This is a genomic window from Wenyingzhuangia gilva (genome assembly GCF_030519655.1).
Lineage (GTDB): Bacteria > Bacteroidota > Bacteroidia > Flavobacteriales > Flavobacteriaceae > Wenyingzhuangia > Wenyingzhuangia gilva.
Genome location: NZ_JAUMIT010000007.1, coordinates 84,153 through 100,711, shown reverse-complemented (window position 1 = coordinate 100,711; position 16,559 = coordinate 84,153). Strand labels below are relative to the sequence as shown.

Sequence of the window (16,559 nt, the reverse complement as noted above, 5' to 3'; positions counted from 1 at the left end):
ATTACTCAATGTCTTTTGTTAATTCATGTGCTGTTTTTGACACCTTTTCTTGTAAGGTTTGGAATACAATAAACAATACTGGAATGATAAACACCCCTAAAATAGTACCTATCAACAATCCACCTACAGCACCCGTACCAATAGATCTGTTTCCTGCCGCTCCAACTCCTTGTGCTAACACCAATGGCATCAATCCTAAAATAAAGGCGAAAGACGTCATTAAAATAGGTCTTAAACGTGTTTTTGCTCCGTGTATCGCAGCATCTGAAATGCTTTCTCCATTTTTTCTTCTTTGTAATGCAAACTCTACAATTAAGATGGCATTTTTAGCCAACAACCCAATCAACATGATTAAAGCAATTTGGAAATAGATATTGTTTTCTAATCCTGCTAGGTTGGTGGTGATGTATGCTCCAAATACTCCTAATGGAATAGATAAAATAACTGACAATGGCAAAATATAACTTTCGTATTGTGCCGCTAACAAGAAGTACACAAACAGTAAGCTTAAAATAAGAATATAAGTAGTTTGGTTTCCTGCATTGACCTCTTCACGAGTCAAACCTGAATACGCTACACTATAGTTACTTGGTAGTTTTGCTACTTCCTCTTCAATTACTTTAATTGCATCTCCAGTACTGTATCCTTCATTTACCGCTCCACTAATGGTGGTTGAATTGTACAAGTTAAAACGAGTTACAGATTGTGGTCCATACACTCTTTTTAATTTTACAAACTGTGTAATAGGTGACATTTCACCCTTGTTAGTTCTTACATAAATTTTATCTAAAGAATTAACATCTGCTCTGTCTTCTGGCAATGCTTGTATATACACTCTGTATTGTTTCCCAAATCTGGCAAAATCCGAAGCATAAACTCCACCAATATAACTTTGTAAGGTTGAGAAAATACTGTTAATAGGCACCCCTGTTTCTTTAGCCAAAGGCACGTTTACTTCCATTTCATATTGAGGGTAGTTTACGTTAAAAGCAGATTGTGCATATTTTACTTCTGGGTGACTCATCAATGCAGCCATAAATTGTTGGTTGGTGGCATCTAATTCTTTTAAATCTCCTCCAAAACGGTCTAACAAGTTGACTTCAAAACCAGCTGAGTTACCAAACCCTCTAATACTAGGAGGAGAGAAGAAAATAATATTGGCTCCAGCAACGGTAGAGGCCACACCAAATAGTTTTCCTGTAATTGCAGCGGTAGAAAGTGATGGATCTTTACGTTCTGCCCAATCGGTTAATTTAACAAACCCAATAGCATAGTTACTTCCAGAACCACTTAATAAACTATTTCCTTTAATAAAAGATACTCCTTCAATTCCTGGGATATCTTTAATTTTAGCATACAATTCTTCGGTAATAATACTTGTTCTATCCAAAGAAGCCCCAGCAGGTAATTCAATGTTTGTAAAAATCATCCCTCTATCTTCATTAGGAACAAATCCTGTAGGGGTGTTTTGAGAAGTATAATAGATCCCTCCAAAAGTCAATACAACTAAAATCAACGTAATCCATTTTCTTTTGTACAAGAACTGTAATGATTTACCATATCTATCAACAGTAGCATTAAATCCAGTGTTAAAAGCAGCGTAAAAACGATGAATTCCTTTTTTGTCTTCATGATCTTCATGATGTGATTTTAAAAACAATGCACAAAGCGCAGGACTTAAGGTTAAGGCGTTTACAGCAGAAATTAAAATGGCAATAATCAAAGTGATTCCAAATTGCTTATAAAATACTCCTGTAGGTCCTTGTACAAATGTTACAGGAATAAATACGGCCGACATTACCAAGGTAATAGAAATAATAGCTCCTGATATTTCATGCATGGCATCAGAAGTTGCTTTTTTAGGATTCTTTTCACCGCTGTCCATCTTAGCATGTACGGCTTCTACTACCACAATGGCATCATCAACCACAATACCAATGGCCAATACAATGGCAAATAAAGTTAGTAAGTTAATGGAATATCCAAACAGGTTAAGGAAAAAGAACGTACCAATAATAGACACTGGAACGGCAATGGCTGGAATTAAAGTAGAACGTAAATCTTGTAAAAAGATAAATACTACAATAAATACTAATAAAAAGGCTTCTAATAAGGTATGAACTACTTTTTCTATAGAGGCATTTAAGAACAAACTTGTATCATAAGGAATAAAAATATCCAATCCTTTAGGCAAGTCTTTTTTAACATTATCTAAGGTAACTTTAATGTTCTCAATAATCTCTTGTGCATTAGATCCTTTGGTTTGAAAAACTCCCATAAATACAGCAGGTTTTCCTAAACTTGAAGCTCCAGAAGTATAAGATTGTGCATCTAATTCAATAGTAGCAACATCAGCCAAGGTTAAGAATTTACCATTCCCCAACGCTTTAATGATGATTTTGTCATACTGATCTTTGTACTTAAATCTACCTTGGTATTTTACAACATATGAAAACGACTCTCCGTTGTTTTCTCCTAAAGATCCTGCAGATGCTTCTAGGTTTTGTTCTTGCAAAGCAGCAGTAACATCAGAAGGAATTAAGTTATAAGCCGCTAATTTTTCAGGCTTTAACCAAATTCTCATCGCATAATTACTTTGAGAGAATACATTTACGTTTCCAACTCCATTAATTCTTTGAAGTGCAGGAACCACGTTGATACTCAAATAGTTTTGAATAAAAGTAGCATCGTAATCTTCATTGTCAGAATACATAGACAAGAACATCAGGGCACTTGTTTGTTGTTTTTGAGTAGTTACCCCTGTTTGTGTTACCTCTTTAGGTAATAAAGGAGTGGCTCTGGCCACACGGTTCTGTACGTTTACTGCGGCAACGTTTCCATCTGTATTTTGGTCAAAATACACCGTAATATCTGCGGTACCGTTGTTAGAGGCTGTAGAAGTAATGTAAGTCATTCCTTCTACACCATTTATTTGCTCTTCTATAGGGGTAATTACACTCTCAAGAACAGTTTCTGCATTGGCTCCTTGATAAGAAGCAGTTACTTTAACAGTTGGGGGAGCAATATCAGGATATTGTTCTATGGGTAAACTGTTAATACTTATAAAACCAAGCATTACTATAATGATGGAAATCACTGTAGATAATACGGGTCTTTCTATAAATGTTTTTAACATGTGATTATAGTTATATTGTTATTTAAATAAAACCTGAATAGGTTTTAAAAGACTATCTAAAGAAACTTCGCTAGGAGTAATTTGCATATTGTCATGTAATTTACCCACTCCGTTGGCAACAATTTTATCTCCTTTTTCTATTCCAGATGCAACCACATACACATTGTGTAAAGTAGTTTTGATTTGGATAACAGACGAAGTAATACTGTTGTCTTTCTTTAATTTATAAACCATTACTTTTCCTTGTTGCTCATAAGTAGCTTCTTGAGGAATTACAATAGCGTTTTCGTAAAACGTAGGAATTTTAATTTGCCCACTATTTCCATTGGTTAAAATTTGATTAGGGTTGTTAAATACTGCTCTAAAGCTAACAGTACCTGTACTTCTGTTAATTTGTCCAGAAGAAGTTTCTATTTTTCCTTTCTGATCAAAAATTTTCCCATTGGCCATGACCAAACTAACAGGAGGAAAGTTTTCTATTTTTTCTTGAATAGAGTTTCCTTCTGCATTTTGTAAAAAATCTATGTAGTTAGATTCGTTCATGGTAAAAAAGGCATATACTTGCTGAATGTCACTAATAGTTGTTAATGGCTGAGAATCATTAGAACTAATTAAAGAACCTTCTCTAAAGTTAATAGCTCCTACATATCCATCTACTTGACTTTTTACCATTGCATAACCAATACTAGCGGTAATACTACTGTAGTTAGCTCTTTTTTGAGATAAATTGGCTTTGGCTGTTTGTAATTGTACCGCACTAATAATTCCTTTTTCTACCAATGGAATTAATTTTTCTACTTCTACTTTTGCCACATCCACAGCTGCTTTTGCTGCTTGAGCATCTTGTGATAACGTTTGTGTTTCTAATTGAAATAAAGGTTGACCTTTGGTTACTTTTTGACCTTCATCAACCAGTACTTTTTGTACATAACCAGAAACTTTTGCTCTTACATCACTGTTTACCACACCTTCTATAGTGGCAGGATAATTTCTAAAGTCCGTTACATCTTTACCTGTAATGGTGGTCACTTTAAAAGTAGGAGGGGTTTGATTTTTCTGTGTAGCCTGTTGTGATTTTCCACAACTAAATAGGGTTCCAATAAGCATTACCGATGCTACAGATAGGGAAATTTTATTCATTTTCATTTAATTATTTTCTTGATGGTTTTTTATAATTCGGTTTTTTATTTCTTTTACAGATGCTATGGTTTTATTTAAAAACTCAATAAAATCTACATGGAATTCTATATTAAATTTTTCTTCATTAGGGGTTTCTTTTAATTGATTAACAGTTAATTTATAAGCCATCACTTCTTGATGTATTTTCATTTCTTCATTCCAATCATCTATTGTTTTATTAATACCTTGTACCATGCTGTCATAGTTCATGATATAATACTTTTTACGATCTCCTGTTTTGGTATAGTACTTTATTTTGTTTAACCCTTGTAAATGAGTTAAATGGGTAGAAATAGTACTCTTGCTTGCACAAAGATTTTCTATCAATTCTTCAAAAGTGGTTCCTCCTTTACCGTTTAATACAATATAAGAGAACACTCTTGCTGCTACAGGTGCCAATCCCTCTTTTTTTTCAAAATGAACGCCTAGTTTTTCAACCAATTCGCATTTTTCTTTCTTCATTAGTTCATTCATATAATTCTAATTTGAGGACAAATATAATACTTAGTTCGGAACAAACCGAACCAAAAGAACCTTATTTCTTTTAAAAACTTTAATAATTAAACATTTGTTTAGGTTTTAGGGAGTAATAGCGGAGGAGATAAACTAGAGATTATAGTGATACTATACAGTTACATCACCCTTTCAGGGTTTATACTGTTATTTTCTTATATGTAGGTCGGACTAACGTCCAACCTTATCATATCTCGTCCCTTTGGGACTTGTTAGTAATAATCCCGAAGGGATGGTGTTATATAAAAGTGGGACGAAGTCCTACTTTTGAGTAATCTATAACTCATCATAGCCCTGTAAAGGTGATCTAATTAGTAGACTATAAATTAGTCCATAGATTTATACCACCCTTTCAGGGTTTATATGGTTAACTTCTTATATTTAGGTCGGATTAGCATCCAACCTTACAGTACCTCGTCCCTTTAGAACTTGTAAGTAGCATCTCAAAAGAGTAGGGTGCAAAATAATTTTCCCTTAGTATTTCGTATTCTTTCATATCTAATCCCGAAGGGATGCGGTTTATTAAGGTAGGACGAAGTCCTGCCGAATACACGATGCATACGTAAAGCCCTGAAAGGGCGATGTAATTAGCAGATTATAATTACGCTTTAGAGTTACATCACCCTTTCAGGGTTTATATGGTTAACTTCTTATATTTAGGTCGGACTAGCATCCAACCTTATCATATCTCGTCCCTTTAGGACTTGTAAGTAGCATTCCAAAAGGGTAGGGGTATCAAAATAATTCTACCTACCCTTAGCGTTTCACACTCATTTATTGCCAATCCCAGAGGGATGATGTTCTGTAAAGTAGAACAAAGTCCTGCTGAATGTACCCCAAAAAAATAATAAATACTTAAAGGGTGATATACATCCTTTAAGGACTAATCCCGAAGGGATGCAGTTTATTAAGGTAGGACGAAGTCCTGCTAAATGCACCCTCAGAAAATAAAGCCCTGAAAGGGCGATATAGTGAGTAAAAACCATATAAACACCACAGTTCTCGACTGCGCTCGAACACCAAAGTAAAGTCGAGAAACAAAATATTTAAATTCACTAATCCTATAAAAGTAAATTAAAAAACTATGAATAATTAAAATGTATGTTGTTTTTACATTCCGCTTATTAATTCCTTAGCTTTGTCTAAAGTAAACGCTCCATCAACTTCTTTTTTGTCAAAAATCATAAAGTAAGCAAAGTCATTTCCAGCTTGTTTTTCCCATTACTTTTCCTGAACTTCATAAAATCGGATATTTACCATTTGGATTATTCACACATTTTCTTAAAGTATCTGCTAGTTTCAGGATCAGAACAATAAATATAACATCCTTTCATACCTCTCGTCATTAATGTTCTGTATGTGTTTTTAACAATTGTTTTTAAAAGTGGTTTCCAATAATCAGGATTTTCTTTAATTCCTTTTTTCCAACCAAATACAGTTCTATCTCCACTATCTCTTTCACTCTGATTTACTAATACTTTACCATCTCTTACTATCAAATCATTTCCAATAATAACACCAACATAATCCACTTCTAAACCTTGAGCTGTATGAATACAACCAATTTCAGATACTGAATTAGGGTCAATTATCCATTTGCCTCCATAATCCGTCATATTCCAACGCATATTGAAACCAAACTCTTCTTCCTTAAAATCGTATGCTGAAGGGTCTTTTTTACTATCCCATTTCCAACAATAACCTGCTACTAAACGGGCTTTATTGTTAATTTCATTTTTTTTATAGATAGCTTCTTGAAGCTTTTTAGGGTCATCAAAGATTTTAAAATCAAATTCATAATCAAGAGAACTTAAATCGTAATTTGCAGTTTCTTTAATTTGCAAGATATGGTCTACCCAAGCCAAGTAACCGTCAGAACCATTACATCTAAATTGAGACTCTAATTTTTGTTTGTGAACTGTTATACCTAATTTTTTAGCCAATTCTTCGATAACATAAACTTCACCGTAATCATCAACAGAAACTCGCTGATTTTCATCTATAAAAAAAACTGAGGATAAGGAAGAATTAAGTATTTCTTTGATTTGATTATCACCTCTCTTTAAAAACCCAGTCTTTTCTGTTAAGCGGTGAGCTTCGTCAATAATTAAAGTATTGATTACATTTTCGGGAGCATTGATAAACGTACCAGAACCTACAAATAAAGATTTTAGTTCTGTCATTCTTTTTTGCCCTTTTAATTTTTCAAAATATACATCTCGAGGTGCAGAAGTTTTTGTAACATATTGAGACATTTTACCTCTTCGGTTTAGCTCAACAAGAAGATTGATAGCTACAACAGATTTACCTGTGCCTGGACCTCCTTCCACAATTAATACATTTTTGTTTTTTTCGTGAGACTGAAGGGCTAACTGAAGAGCTGTTTCATAGACAACTTTTTGGTCATCTATCATAATAAACTCTTTATTCCCTTTAATCATACTTTTCAAGCTATCCGCAAGACTTTTGGTAGGTTTTATTTTCCCATTGTCTATACGAAACATAATATTAGAGTCATCACCTTGTTTGATGTATTTTTTGATAAACTCTCTCAGTTTAACAGCATCAGGCTTAAGAAATACAGGAGCTTTGTCTATATAATAGGAATAAAACTCATTAGTAATATTATTATCAGGGACATAATTATGAAGGTATGCACAAGGGTAAAGACTTATTGACTCTTCATCTACTGTAGCATTAAAAGAAGTTAATAGAGCTGCGTATGACCAAGCTTGATATGATGGATGACTCGTTTCAGATTCACCAAATTGAAATCTTGTTTTAACAACACCATCTTTTGCGGTTATATCAGCATGTTGCCATTGTTTTAACTCAATTATAATTACATTTTCTTGATCTCCATCCTTTCCTGTAATGATGAAGTCTACACGCTTAGATGTTTGCGGTAGATGATATTCAATTGAAATTCCACAATCTATAGGAATTGTAGGGTCACTTACTACCCTTTCCATATAACTTAATGAGTTTTCGAAAGACCTTATTTCATTAGGGGAAACTTTATTTCCTGTTTTTTCTAAAATATGACTTGTGATAATATTTCCAATATCATTGGTCAAAATGTCATTGCTAAAATCTTCTTTTGTTTTATTGTATACTATCATAAATCAGTATATTTTTTAGCTGTACCCTTTGACTTTGAAACTGGGTATTTTTGATTGTTTTTATCTATTTTTTCTGAAATAATCTGATTTATATCAAGGTTATGTTTGTTTGCTAATAACAATGAAAAAGAAAGTACATCAGCTAATTCTTCTTTTAACCGCCCAATATTTACATCTTCATTATCCTTCCATAGAAATAACTCTAAAAGCTCACCCGCTTCAATTGAAATTGCTGCTGCTAAATCTTTAGAGTTATGAAATTGTTCCCAATCTCTTTGGTCACGAAAATCAATTAGCTTCTTTATTGTTTCATTTAAATCACTCATTATCTATAATTTTGTTAGTTGTTTAGCTAATTCGTCCAAGTAGCGTAAGAACATCAACCAAGAGGTTTGTCCAATGTAACCTAATTCGCTATCCGCTCCTGAATCTTTGTAAAGCAGGTCGTCTATATTTTTAAATGTTTGTTCAAACATATATATTAGTTCTTTTTATAGCTATAATTGTGCTCTTGCTAAAATAGCTATTCTGATGTTTTTAACGTTGTATTTACATTTAAAAATAACAAGTATGTATAGAGTAAACTTTTTATTTTAATTTTTCATATTCATTATGGTTGTTCCCAATACAACTAACAATGCTACATAACCAAGAATCTCAAACCTTGAATCTTAAACTTTAAACCACTACATCACAAAGACTTACCAAACCCCTTACAATTGACTGTTTTATTGAGTGTTAAGTATTATTTATAAAAAAAACTACTATCTTAGTAGGTAATCTGCTCTATTCTAGAGGTGTATGTTAATAAAAAATGCCGTTATGAAAAAAGAAAAACAACACAAGCCTGTACTAAAAAGCACACATGTAGAATTTGAGGCCCATTTGTTAGAAAACGAAATATGGTTGACTACCGAAGAAGCCATGGCACATTTACATGTAAGCCGTGCTACCATTTACAGGCTTAGAAAACACAAGCAAATTCCTAATTTTAAACTAGGGAATATCCCCATGTATCCTAAACATTTATTAAACAAAATACTGATGCAAAAAGCCATGAGTAATGTAAAAGAAGACTAAGGTATTTCCTTACAATAGCTTTTATTTATAAACTTTTAACTACAAAAAAAGAGACTGTCTAAAAAGTATTAAAAAACGTCACTCTAAATTCATTTCAGAATCACAACATACTGTTAAACAGCAGCTATGAGAAACTGAAACAAGTTCAGTTTGACGAAATTTTTACATTTTATACAATCTCTTTTTAGATTACTTATATTCTTGTGCTTTTATAAATCTTAATCACACAAATTGATACATTATACAAATAGCCTTTATTTTTTTACAGTACAGTAACCGTACCCATATAGGTACTCATGGCTGCATAGTTGGTTTCTGGCTTACTAAAAGAAGCCCAAACTTCTACCTCAAAACTAGCCATATAGTTAGGTAATGTTACGGTTGCAGTAGTAGCATCTCGGGTAGCTACTTCTAAATTACTATAAAACAAATTTAAATCGGGAGCGTATACCACAACCATAAGCATATCGTTAGCCGTTGCTTTACCCTGTCCGCTATTATCTAGCCAACCTAAATTAAGCGTTTGCCCAGCAGCTGCCGCTAAGGTACCGGCATCAATACCTCTTAAATCTCCTTTACTGATCAGTACTTTGGAGTAATCCATCACCATACCCGTTGGCGAACTTATTACTGCATTTTTAAGATGATAGGAGGTAGCCATATTGGCACGAGATCTATCGCCTTGTGGACTCCCAAAATAAAGATTCAAAATTTCTGTAATAGGACTTAAAAAATCTACCACTGTTTTAAACTTTTCGCGCTGTTCTTCTTGTTTTACCGTTGGTGGATAATTACCACGCTGTGGTAAACTACGCATTACATTTTTACCACGCCATCTTGTACCTACTACATTTCCTACTTTACCAGAAAATCCTCCTAGTATTCCTTTTTCGAATGTTGCCATAATTTTATTTTTTTTGATTAATAGATGACCAAACTATAAACTAAGTTTCTAACTATCAAATCCTTGAAACCCACAGACACAAACTAAAACAACTTGATGTTTTGTGAATGGCGATGCTCCCTAATTACCTTTATTTATTTTTATTGATGTTTACCAACCCATCGTGATTCATGATGACACACCGTGAGACTCTGTGACACATCATGAAACAAAACCTCTGTTTTATAGGGGTTTTGTTCGGGTTTTGTTCGGGGATCCTTCGGAGAGAAGAGCCCTGTATTTTTGAAAAATGCATTCTTTTGGGAGAAATCCCGAAGGAGTCCCGAAGCAAGTACGTTCTTGAATGTGGTAATTGGTTTGATGGTTTGATGGTTTTTGGTCTTAAAACGTGGTTACTGAGATAAGGTCTTAAAACGTGGTTACTGAGATAAGGTCTTCGAGCGGAGTCGAGAAGCACCATGTTTAGGTTTGTAAAAAGGTAACTACAGTATAGAAATTATACGTTTTATAATAACCCTCATATATCTAAAAAACCAATGGTTCTCTACGCTACTTCGAATACCTCAGTACAGGCTACTCAAACACCATATATTAAATATTATCTATTTTAGATTTTGCTTGAACACCGTATGGTTTGGAGAGTTTTAGAGAACCCCTAAATATAGTATTATCATTTAATTATAATTACAAAAAAATCCAGTAAAATATTTTACTGGATTTTTTATTTAGGGGTTATATAGGGGGGGATTAATAAGCCATAGTTACTATTTTTTCAACATCGCTAGGCGTTAGGTTTTTATGTTCACCTAAACCATTCCAACCTCTAACGGTAAACCTTCTTGAGATTTCTTGAGCGGCACCCATATAATCTCTGGTATAATCAGATAATTTGGTGTCGATACCCAAACCATTAAAAAACATTTCAGTTCTTACAATGGCTTGTTTTGCTTTTTCATCTACAGAACCTTCTGTAATGTTCCACACTCTTTCTGCATATTGTGCTAACTTTTCTTTTTTAGCTTCAAAATTATATCGGTAATGACTAGGAGCAATCACCGCTAAAGTTCTAGCGTGGTCTATTCCATACAAAGCCGTAAGTTCATGACCAATAGCATGTACAGCCCAGTCAGTAGGAACTCCTTTTTGAATCAATCCATTTAATGCCATGGTACAACTCCACATAAAATCTGCAGCTGCTTTATAATCTTTAGGATTTTTTATGACTTTAGGAGCAATCTCAATCAAGGTTTGTAAAATACTTTCTGAGATTCTATCTTGTAACAAAGCATCAATAGGGTAGGTCATATACTGCTCTAACACGTGTGTAAAGGCATCTGTAATTCCATTAGCCAATTGTCTTTTGGGAATAGATTGGATAACAGTTGGATCTAACACCGAAAACTGAGGAAACAAACCAGGTCCTCCCATAGCTAACTTTTCTTGGGTTTCTTTTCTAGTTATTACTGCACCAGAATTCATTTCTGATCCTGTTGCGGGTAATGTTAATACCGTTCCAAAAGGCATTCCTTTGGTTGTTCTGATATTATCCGTTAAAATATCCCAAGGAGTATCTCCTTTAAATAAAGCTGCAGAAGATAAAAATTTAGTACCATCAATTACAGAACCACCACCTACAGCTAACAGAAAAGTGATTTTTTGTTCTTTTATAACTTTTAAAGCATCTATTAAAACAGCATACTCTGGATTGGCAGGAATCCCACCAAACTCAACTACCTCAAAACCTTTTAATGCATTTAAAACCTGTTCGTATATTCCGTTTTTTTTAATACTCCCACCTCCATAAAGTAATAATACTTTAGCTTTGTTGGGAATCTCTTTGCTTATATTTTCTATTTGATTTTTACCAAATAGTATTTTTGTTGGGTTGTGATATTCAAAATTATTCATATGCTATTTTTTTAGATGATTTATTTAATAAGTTTTTACAATCATTTTTCCTTTGTTTTTTCCATCAAGTAAATCAATAAAAGCTTGGGGAGTGTTTTCAAAACCTTCTACAATTGTTTCTGTATAGGTTAATTTGTTTTGCTCCAACCAAGTTGCTAATTTTTGGATAGCTTCTGGAAATATGCTTGCATAATTAGATACAATAAAACCTTGCATTAAAGCACTGTTTTTAACAATAAAAGGTTGAACGGTTGCATTTTTTTGTGGAGTTGTATTGTTGTAAACTGAAATGGCTCCACACACAATAATTCTTGAAAATTGATTGATATTATATAAAACAGCTTCAGAGATATCTCCTCCTACATTATCAAAATAAATATCAACTCCGTTAGGAGCTGCACTAGCGATGGCAGAGGATAGGTTTTTTGTTGTTTTGTAGTTAATGGCTTCATCATATCCAAATTCTGAAGTTAACATTTCTACTTTTTCATCCGATCCTGCAATTCCAATCACTCGCAATCCTAATATTTTACCTATTTGTCCTACAATGGTACCTACCGCTCCTGCAGCACCAGAAACTACTAGTGTTTCCCCTTCTTTAGGTTTTCCTATTTGTGTAAGACCACAATAAGCCGTTAAACCAGTCATACCAACAACACCTAAATATGCGCTTAATGGAATGTTGTTCTGATTATTGACTTTATTTAATCCTTTTCCGTTAGAAATTTGCTTTGTTTTCCAATCTAAAAGACCAGATACATAATCTCCTTCTTTAAAGTTAGTGTTTTTAGAAACAAGAACTTTTGCTACAATCCCTGAGGTGATTGGTTGCCCAACCTCAAAAGGAGCCACATAAGATTTTGCATCACTCATTCTACCTCTTAAATAAGGATCTACAGAAATATAAATGGTTTCTAATAATATTTCTCCTTCTTTTGGGGTTAAATCTGAGTCATCATTTACAAAATCAAAATCTGATAAAGTAGGGGCTCCAATCGGTCTCTGTTTTAAAATGATTGTTTGATTCATATTGTTTTATTTAAGTGTTGTAAACATGGTTTCAGCACTTTTTCTAACTTTCTTTTGTCCGTGTAACCAGTCATTTTGTTCATCTCTATACCCTAATGGTAATAAGATAGCACTTCCAAGTCCTTTTTCTTTTAATCCTAAAATTTCATCTACTGCAGCTGGATCAAACCCTTCCATAGGTGTTGCATCTACTCCTTCATAAGCAGCAGCAATTAATGCAGAACCAAAAGCGATATAAGCTTGTTTAGCAGCATGGGTAAAGTTTTCGGCTGCTGGTTTTTGCGGATAAGTATTTAACAACATTTGTCTGTAGTTTTCAAAACCTTCGTTTTCATAACCACGAACTTTGTTTGTTAAGTCAAATACTTCATTAATACGTTCTGGAGTATAAGTATCCCAAGCAGCAAAAACTAATAAGTGAGAACATTCCGTAATTACAGATTGGTTCCATGCTACAGGTTTAATTTTTTCTTTGATTTCTTGATTTTCTACAACAATTACTTCAAAAGGTTGTAATCCACTAGAAGTAGCAGTTAACCTGATGGCTTCTAAAATTCTCTCTACTTTTTCTTCAGGTACTTGTTTTCCATTCATCGCTTTTACAGCGTGTCTCCAGTTTAATTTGTCTAATAATTCCATTGTAATTTATTTTGATTGTTTGATACTATCCCATGCCAGTAAATAAGCATCTTGGATATATTTTTTATTTATATTAATTTCTTTGTTCTGTTTGGCATTCATTAAAAATGCTAAAGGGTAAACCGTATAGGCATACAGCACATAATGACAACATTCTTTTATGATTCCTTCCTCTTGACCACGTTTCCACAAATCAATTAGGGGTTGCAAATGCTTAATTCCTTCTTTTTTACTTTCTTCATCTATCATTGGAGTATTGTCACATTGACTTAAAAATAGGGCTTCTTCAACCTGTACTAATTTAAAGTCTGCAATTTGTTTCCATATGTTTTCAAATCCTTCTCTTACTTCCATAGAAGGATCATAGTTTTTAAAAGCATGCTTTGCAAAGGATGCTTTAATTTCTAAATAGACTTTATTGATAAGATCTTGTTTGTTTTCAAAATATAAGTAAATGGTTCCAGGTGAAACGTTTGCCATTTTAGCTATTTTTGACATAGGAGCAGCGTGAAAACCATTGTTTATCACCAAACAAATTGTTGCCTTTATCAGCGCATTTCTTTTGATTTCACTTTTACTTAATTGCTCCATTTGATCTTAATTATGGGTTAAAGATATAAAAAATGAACGTTCATTCATTTTTTATGAGCGATAATTCTATATTTATAAAAGAATGTTAATAATACAAGAAATTAAAAATTTAAATAATTATGTATCATTATGATTAAACCAAAGCAAATATGTTAAGTCTAAACAACATAAACAGATTAAAAAACAATAATCTATAAAAAAAATTATCAAAAATGAAAACACAAAAATCAATAATGATTGCCATTGCAATCTGCTTGTTTGTAGGAATGAGCGCTTTTTCTCAAGAAGAAAATTCTAATACAAAAAAAAGAGAAAGACCAACTCCAGAAAAAATGTTTGAGAGATTAGACAAAAACAATGATGGTAAAATTGTAAAGGAAGAAGTTGAAGATAGAAAGAGAATGGCAAAGGGCTTTGATAAAATGGATGCAAACGCTGATGGAGGAATTACTTTAGAGGAGTTTAAAACCTTTTTTGAAAAGATGAGAAAAAACAGACCACAAAGAACAGAAGGAGAAAGACCCAAAAGAGATTGGGGAAATAATGAAGGAATGAACGGTGGTGACCAAGAAAGTGAAGAATAGTTTTTATTCTTAATATTATGTAAAACGAAAGGCCCTAGTATAATTACTAGGGCTTTTTAATTTTATAAAGTTTTTAAATATCTTAATACTTTTGCTAAAGATGGACATCTTTGATCTGCTATTGAAAATTTTGGGGCAGATACATCTGCATTTAAGACTATGGTAAAAGCCATAGAAGCTTTGGCTGCAATCATTCCCGTAACTGAATCTTCCAAAATGATACACTCACTTGGTTTTGATTCTAGTTTTTGCATAGCTTTAATATACACCGCTGGATTTGGTTTTCCATAAACTTCATCATCGGCACTACATATTTCATCAAAAAAATGTTTTACCTCTAGTTTGTGTAGTACAGCTTCAATAATTTTCCAACTAGAAGAAGTTGCCAAGCCAATTTTATAATTCTCTTGTTTTAAATATGTAAGTAATTCTTTTAAACCAATTATTTCTTGTCCGTTATCCTTTATGCTAATTACCACCTGATCCAGGATTTCATCCGCCAGTTGTTTAGGACTTATTTCTAAGCAATGTAAATCACACCATATTTTAGCAACATGGTCTATTCTTTTTCCCATGGTTGTTTTTTCACAATCTTCAGCCGTAACTTTTATGCCTAAATGTTTTAAAGCGTTTATTTGTGCCAATTGCCAAAAAGGTTCAGAGTCTATCATTACTCCGTCCATGTCAAAAATAAAAGTGGTTGGTTTCATATTTGTTGATGATTAGTCAATATACCTAACAAAGAACATACCGTTAATTTTTAGTAGACTCTCTTTTAACCAAAGCAGTTTCTAATTGAATAATTTCAGGACTTATAGCCACATTGTTTTTATGAGCTTTAATTTCTTTGTACAATTGTTTAAAAGCGGTTTGTCCCATGGCATAGCCTGGCTGATCAATAGTTGTAATGGTAGGGGAGATGACAGAAGACATAAACCAGTTACTAAAACCTACAATAGAAATTTCTTCAGGAATTTTAACTCCCAATCTATTAAATTCCGAAATCGCACCAATAGCCACCATGTCTGTATTGATAAAAATACCATCCACATCATTGTGTTCTTTATATAGTTTGGCAGCATTCATTTTTCCATCATCAAAACTATTTTCATCACAATCATTTAAATACACCAAATTAGGATCGTACTCCATTCCATTGTCTAGCAAAGCTTTTTTATATCCTAGAAATCTATCAATAGAGTTTTGTGGCAACAAAGGCCCTCTAAAATGAGCAATGCGTTTGCAACCAGTATCTATTAAATGTTGGGTTGCGATGTATGCAGCTTTTTGATCATCAATAATAATTTTAGAACACTTAACCAATTTTGCAATTTTATCAAACATCACCAAAGGTTTGTCTTGCTCTATCACAGCATTTAAATGTTTAAAATCTGCCGTACCATTAGCTAAAGAAATTAAAATGCCATCTACTCTATGGCTCATTAACAATTCTATTTGTTTTTTTTCTAATTCGTAAGATTCGTTGGATTGCAATATAATAACCAAATAACCTTCTTTTTCGGCTTCGGAGATGATTCCTTTAATTACGTTAGAAAAAAAATGATGAACTACTTCAGGAATCACCAAACCAATGGTTTTAGACTCCTTGGTTCTTAGGTGTACCGCAAAAGAATTAGGCGTGTAATTTAGAGTAGCAGCCAATTCTTTTACCAAAGCTTTGGTTTTTGGACTTACATCTGAATAATCTTTTAAAGCTTTAGAAACTGTAGTAACAGATATATTTAATTTTTCGGCAATTTCTTTTAAGGTAACTGGCTTCATTTTTCTTTTTTAATGAAATAAATGTAATAAAAATAATTAACGAAAACGTTTTAGGTAAAATCGAAATCGTTTTCGTTATGAAATTCGTAATT

14 protein-coding genes are annotated in these 16,559 nt (G+C 33.1%); 2 read left to right on the top strand and 12 right to left on the bottom strand.

Annotated features, from left to right (window positions below):
• Position 1: 1 nt before the first annotated feature.
• The 5 genes from QVZ41_RS12815 to QVZ41_RS12795 form a co-directional block, all read right to left on the bottom strand.
• A complete protein-coding gene (locus tag QVZ41_RS12815) occupies positions 2-3,136 on the bottom strand; it encodes an efflux RND transporter permease subunit (protein WP_302885010.1) in 3,135 nt (1,044 codons plus the stop codon).
• A gap of 18 nt (positions 3,137-3,154) precedes the next feature.
• Entirely contained in the window at positions 3,155-4,276 is a 1,122-nt protein-coding gene (locus QVZ41_RS12810; protein WP_338140809.1) for an efflux RND transporter periplasmic adaptor subunit, read from the bottom strand.
• 6 nt (positions 4,277-4,282) lie between these two features.
• Positions 4,283-4,777: a GbsR/MarR family transcriptional regulator gene (locus QVZ41_RS12805; protein WP_302885008.1), complete on the bottom strand. Its 495-nt coding sequence runs from the start codon at positions 4,775-4,777 to the stop codon at positions 4,283-4,285.
• Between the two features lie 1,316 nt (positions 4,778-6,093).
• Entirely contained in the window at positions 6,094-7,950 is a 1,857-nt protein-coding gene (locus QVZ41_RS12800; RefSeq protein WP_302885007.1) for a DUF2075 domain-containing protein, read from the bottom strand.
• Positions 7,947-8,276, bottom strand: coding sequence for a nucleotide pyrophosphohydrolase (locus tag QVZ41_RS12795; protein WP_302885006.1), 330 nt, complete (start codon positions 8,274-8,276; stop codon positions 7,947-7,949). The genes QVZ41_RS12800 and QVZ41_RS12795 overlap by 4 nt, the downstream gene beginning before the upstream one ends.
• A 496-nt stretch (positions 8,277-8,772) precedes the next feature.
• On the opposite strand from QVZ41_RS12795, the gene QVZ41_RS12790 reads away from it, so the two are divergent.
• The gene (locus tag QVZ41_RS12790) at positions 8,773-9,030 is read left to right on the top strand and encodes a helix-turn-helix domain-containing protein (RefSeq protein ID WP_302885005.1); all 258 of its coding nucleotides are present in this window, start codon (positions 8,773-8,775) and stop codon (positions 9,028-9,030) included.
• A 262-nt stretch (positions 9,031-9,292) separates the two neighbouring features.
• On the opposite strand, the gene QVZ41_RS12785 is transcribed toward QVZ41_RS12790, so the two are convergent.
• The 5 genes from QVZ41_RS12785 to QVZ41_RS12765 all read right to left on the bottom strand — a co-directional run bounded on the left by QVZ41_RS12785 (position 9,293) and on the right by QVZ41_RS12765 (position 14,101).
• Complete coding sequence (locus QVZ41_RS12785; RefSeq protein ID WP_302885004.1) at positions 9,293-9,934, bottom strand: DUF6266 family protein; 642 nt, start codon at positions 9,932-9,934, stop codon at positions 9,293-9,295.
• 747 nt (positions 9,935-10,681) lie between these two features.
• Positions 10,682-11,842 (bottom strand): iron-containing alcohol dehydrogenase, encoded by a 1,161-nt coding sequence (locus QVZ41_RS12780; protein WP_302885003.1) that lies wholly within the window; start codon positions 11,840-11,842, stop codon positions 10,682-10,684.
• Positions 11,843-11,866: 24 nt separating this feature from the next.
• Positions 11,867-12,871, bottom strand: a complete 1,005-nt coding sequence (locus QVZ41_RS12775; protein WP_302885002.1) for an NADP-dependent oxidoreductase — start codon at positions 12,869-12,871, stop codon at positions 11,867-11,869.
• A gap of 6 nt (positions 12,872-12,877) precedes the next feature.
• Positions 12,878-13,510: an NAD(P)H-dependent oxidoreductase gene (locus QVZ41_RS12770; protein WP_302885000.1), complete on the bottom strand. Its 633-nt coding sequence runs from the start codon at positions 13,508-13,510 to the stop codon at positions 12,878-12,880.
• A 6-nt stretch (positions 13,511-13,516) separates the two neighbouring features.
• Positions 13,517-14,101 (bottom strand): TetR/AcrR family transcriptional regulator, encoded by a 585-nt coding sequence (locus tag QVZ41_RS12765; protein WP_302884999.1) that lies wholly within the window; start codon positions 14,099-14,101, stop codon positions 13,517-13,519.
• Positions 14,102-14,313: 212 nt separating this feature from the next.
• On the opposite strand from QVZ41_RS12765, the gene QVZ41_RS12760 reads away from it, so the two are divergent.
• Complete coding sequence (locus QVZ41_RS12760; protein WP_302884998.1) at positions 14,314-14,685, top strand: EF-hand domain-containing protein; 372 nt, start codon at positions 14,314-14,316, stop codon at positions 14,683-14,685.
• Positions 14,686-14,747: 62 nt separating this feature from the next.
• Here QVZ41_RS12760 and hxpB read toward each other — a convergent pair whose 3' ends face one another.
• On the bottom strand, positions 14,748-15,395 hold the full coding sequence (gene hxpB / locus QVZ41_RS12755) for a hexitol phosphatase HxpB (protein ID WP_302884997.1): 648 nt from the start codon (positions 15,393-15,395) through the stop codon (positions 14,748-14,750).
• 43 nt (positions 15,396-15,438) lie between these two features.
• Positions 15,439-16,467: a LacI family DNA-binding transcriptional regulator gene (locus QVZ41_RS12750; protein ID WP_302884996.1), complete on the bottom strand. Its 1,029-nt coding sequence runs from the start codon at positions 16,465-16,467 to the stop codon at positions 15,439-15,441.
• Between the last annotated feature and the right edge of the window lie 92 nt (positions 16,468-16,559).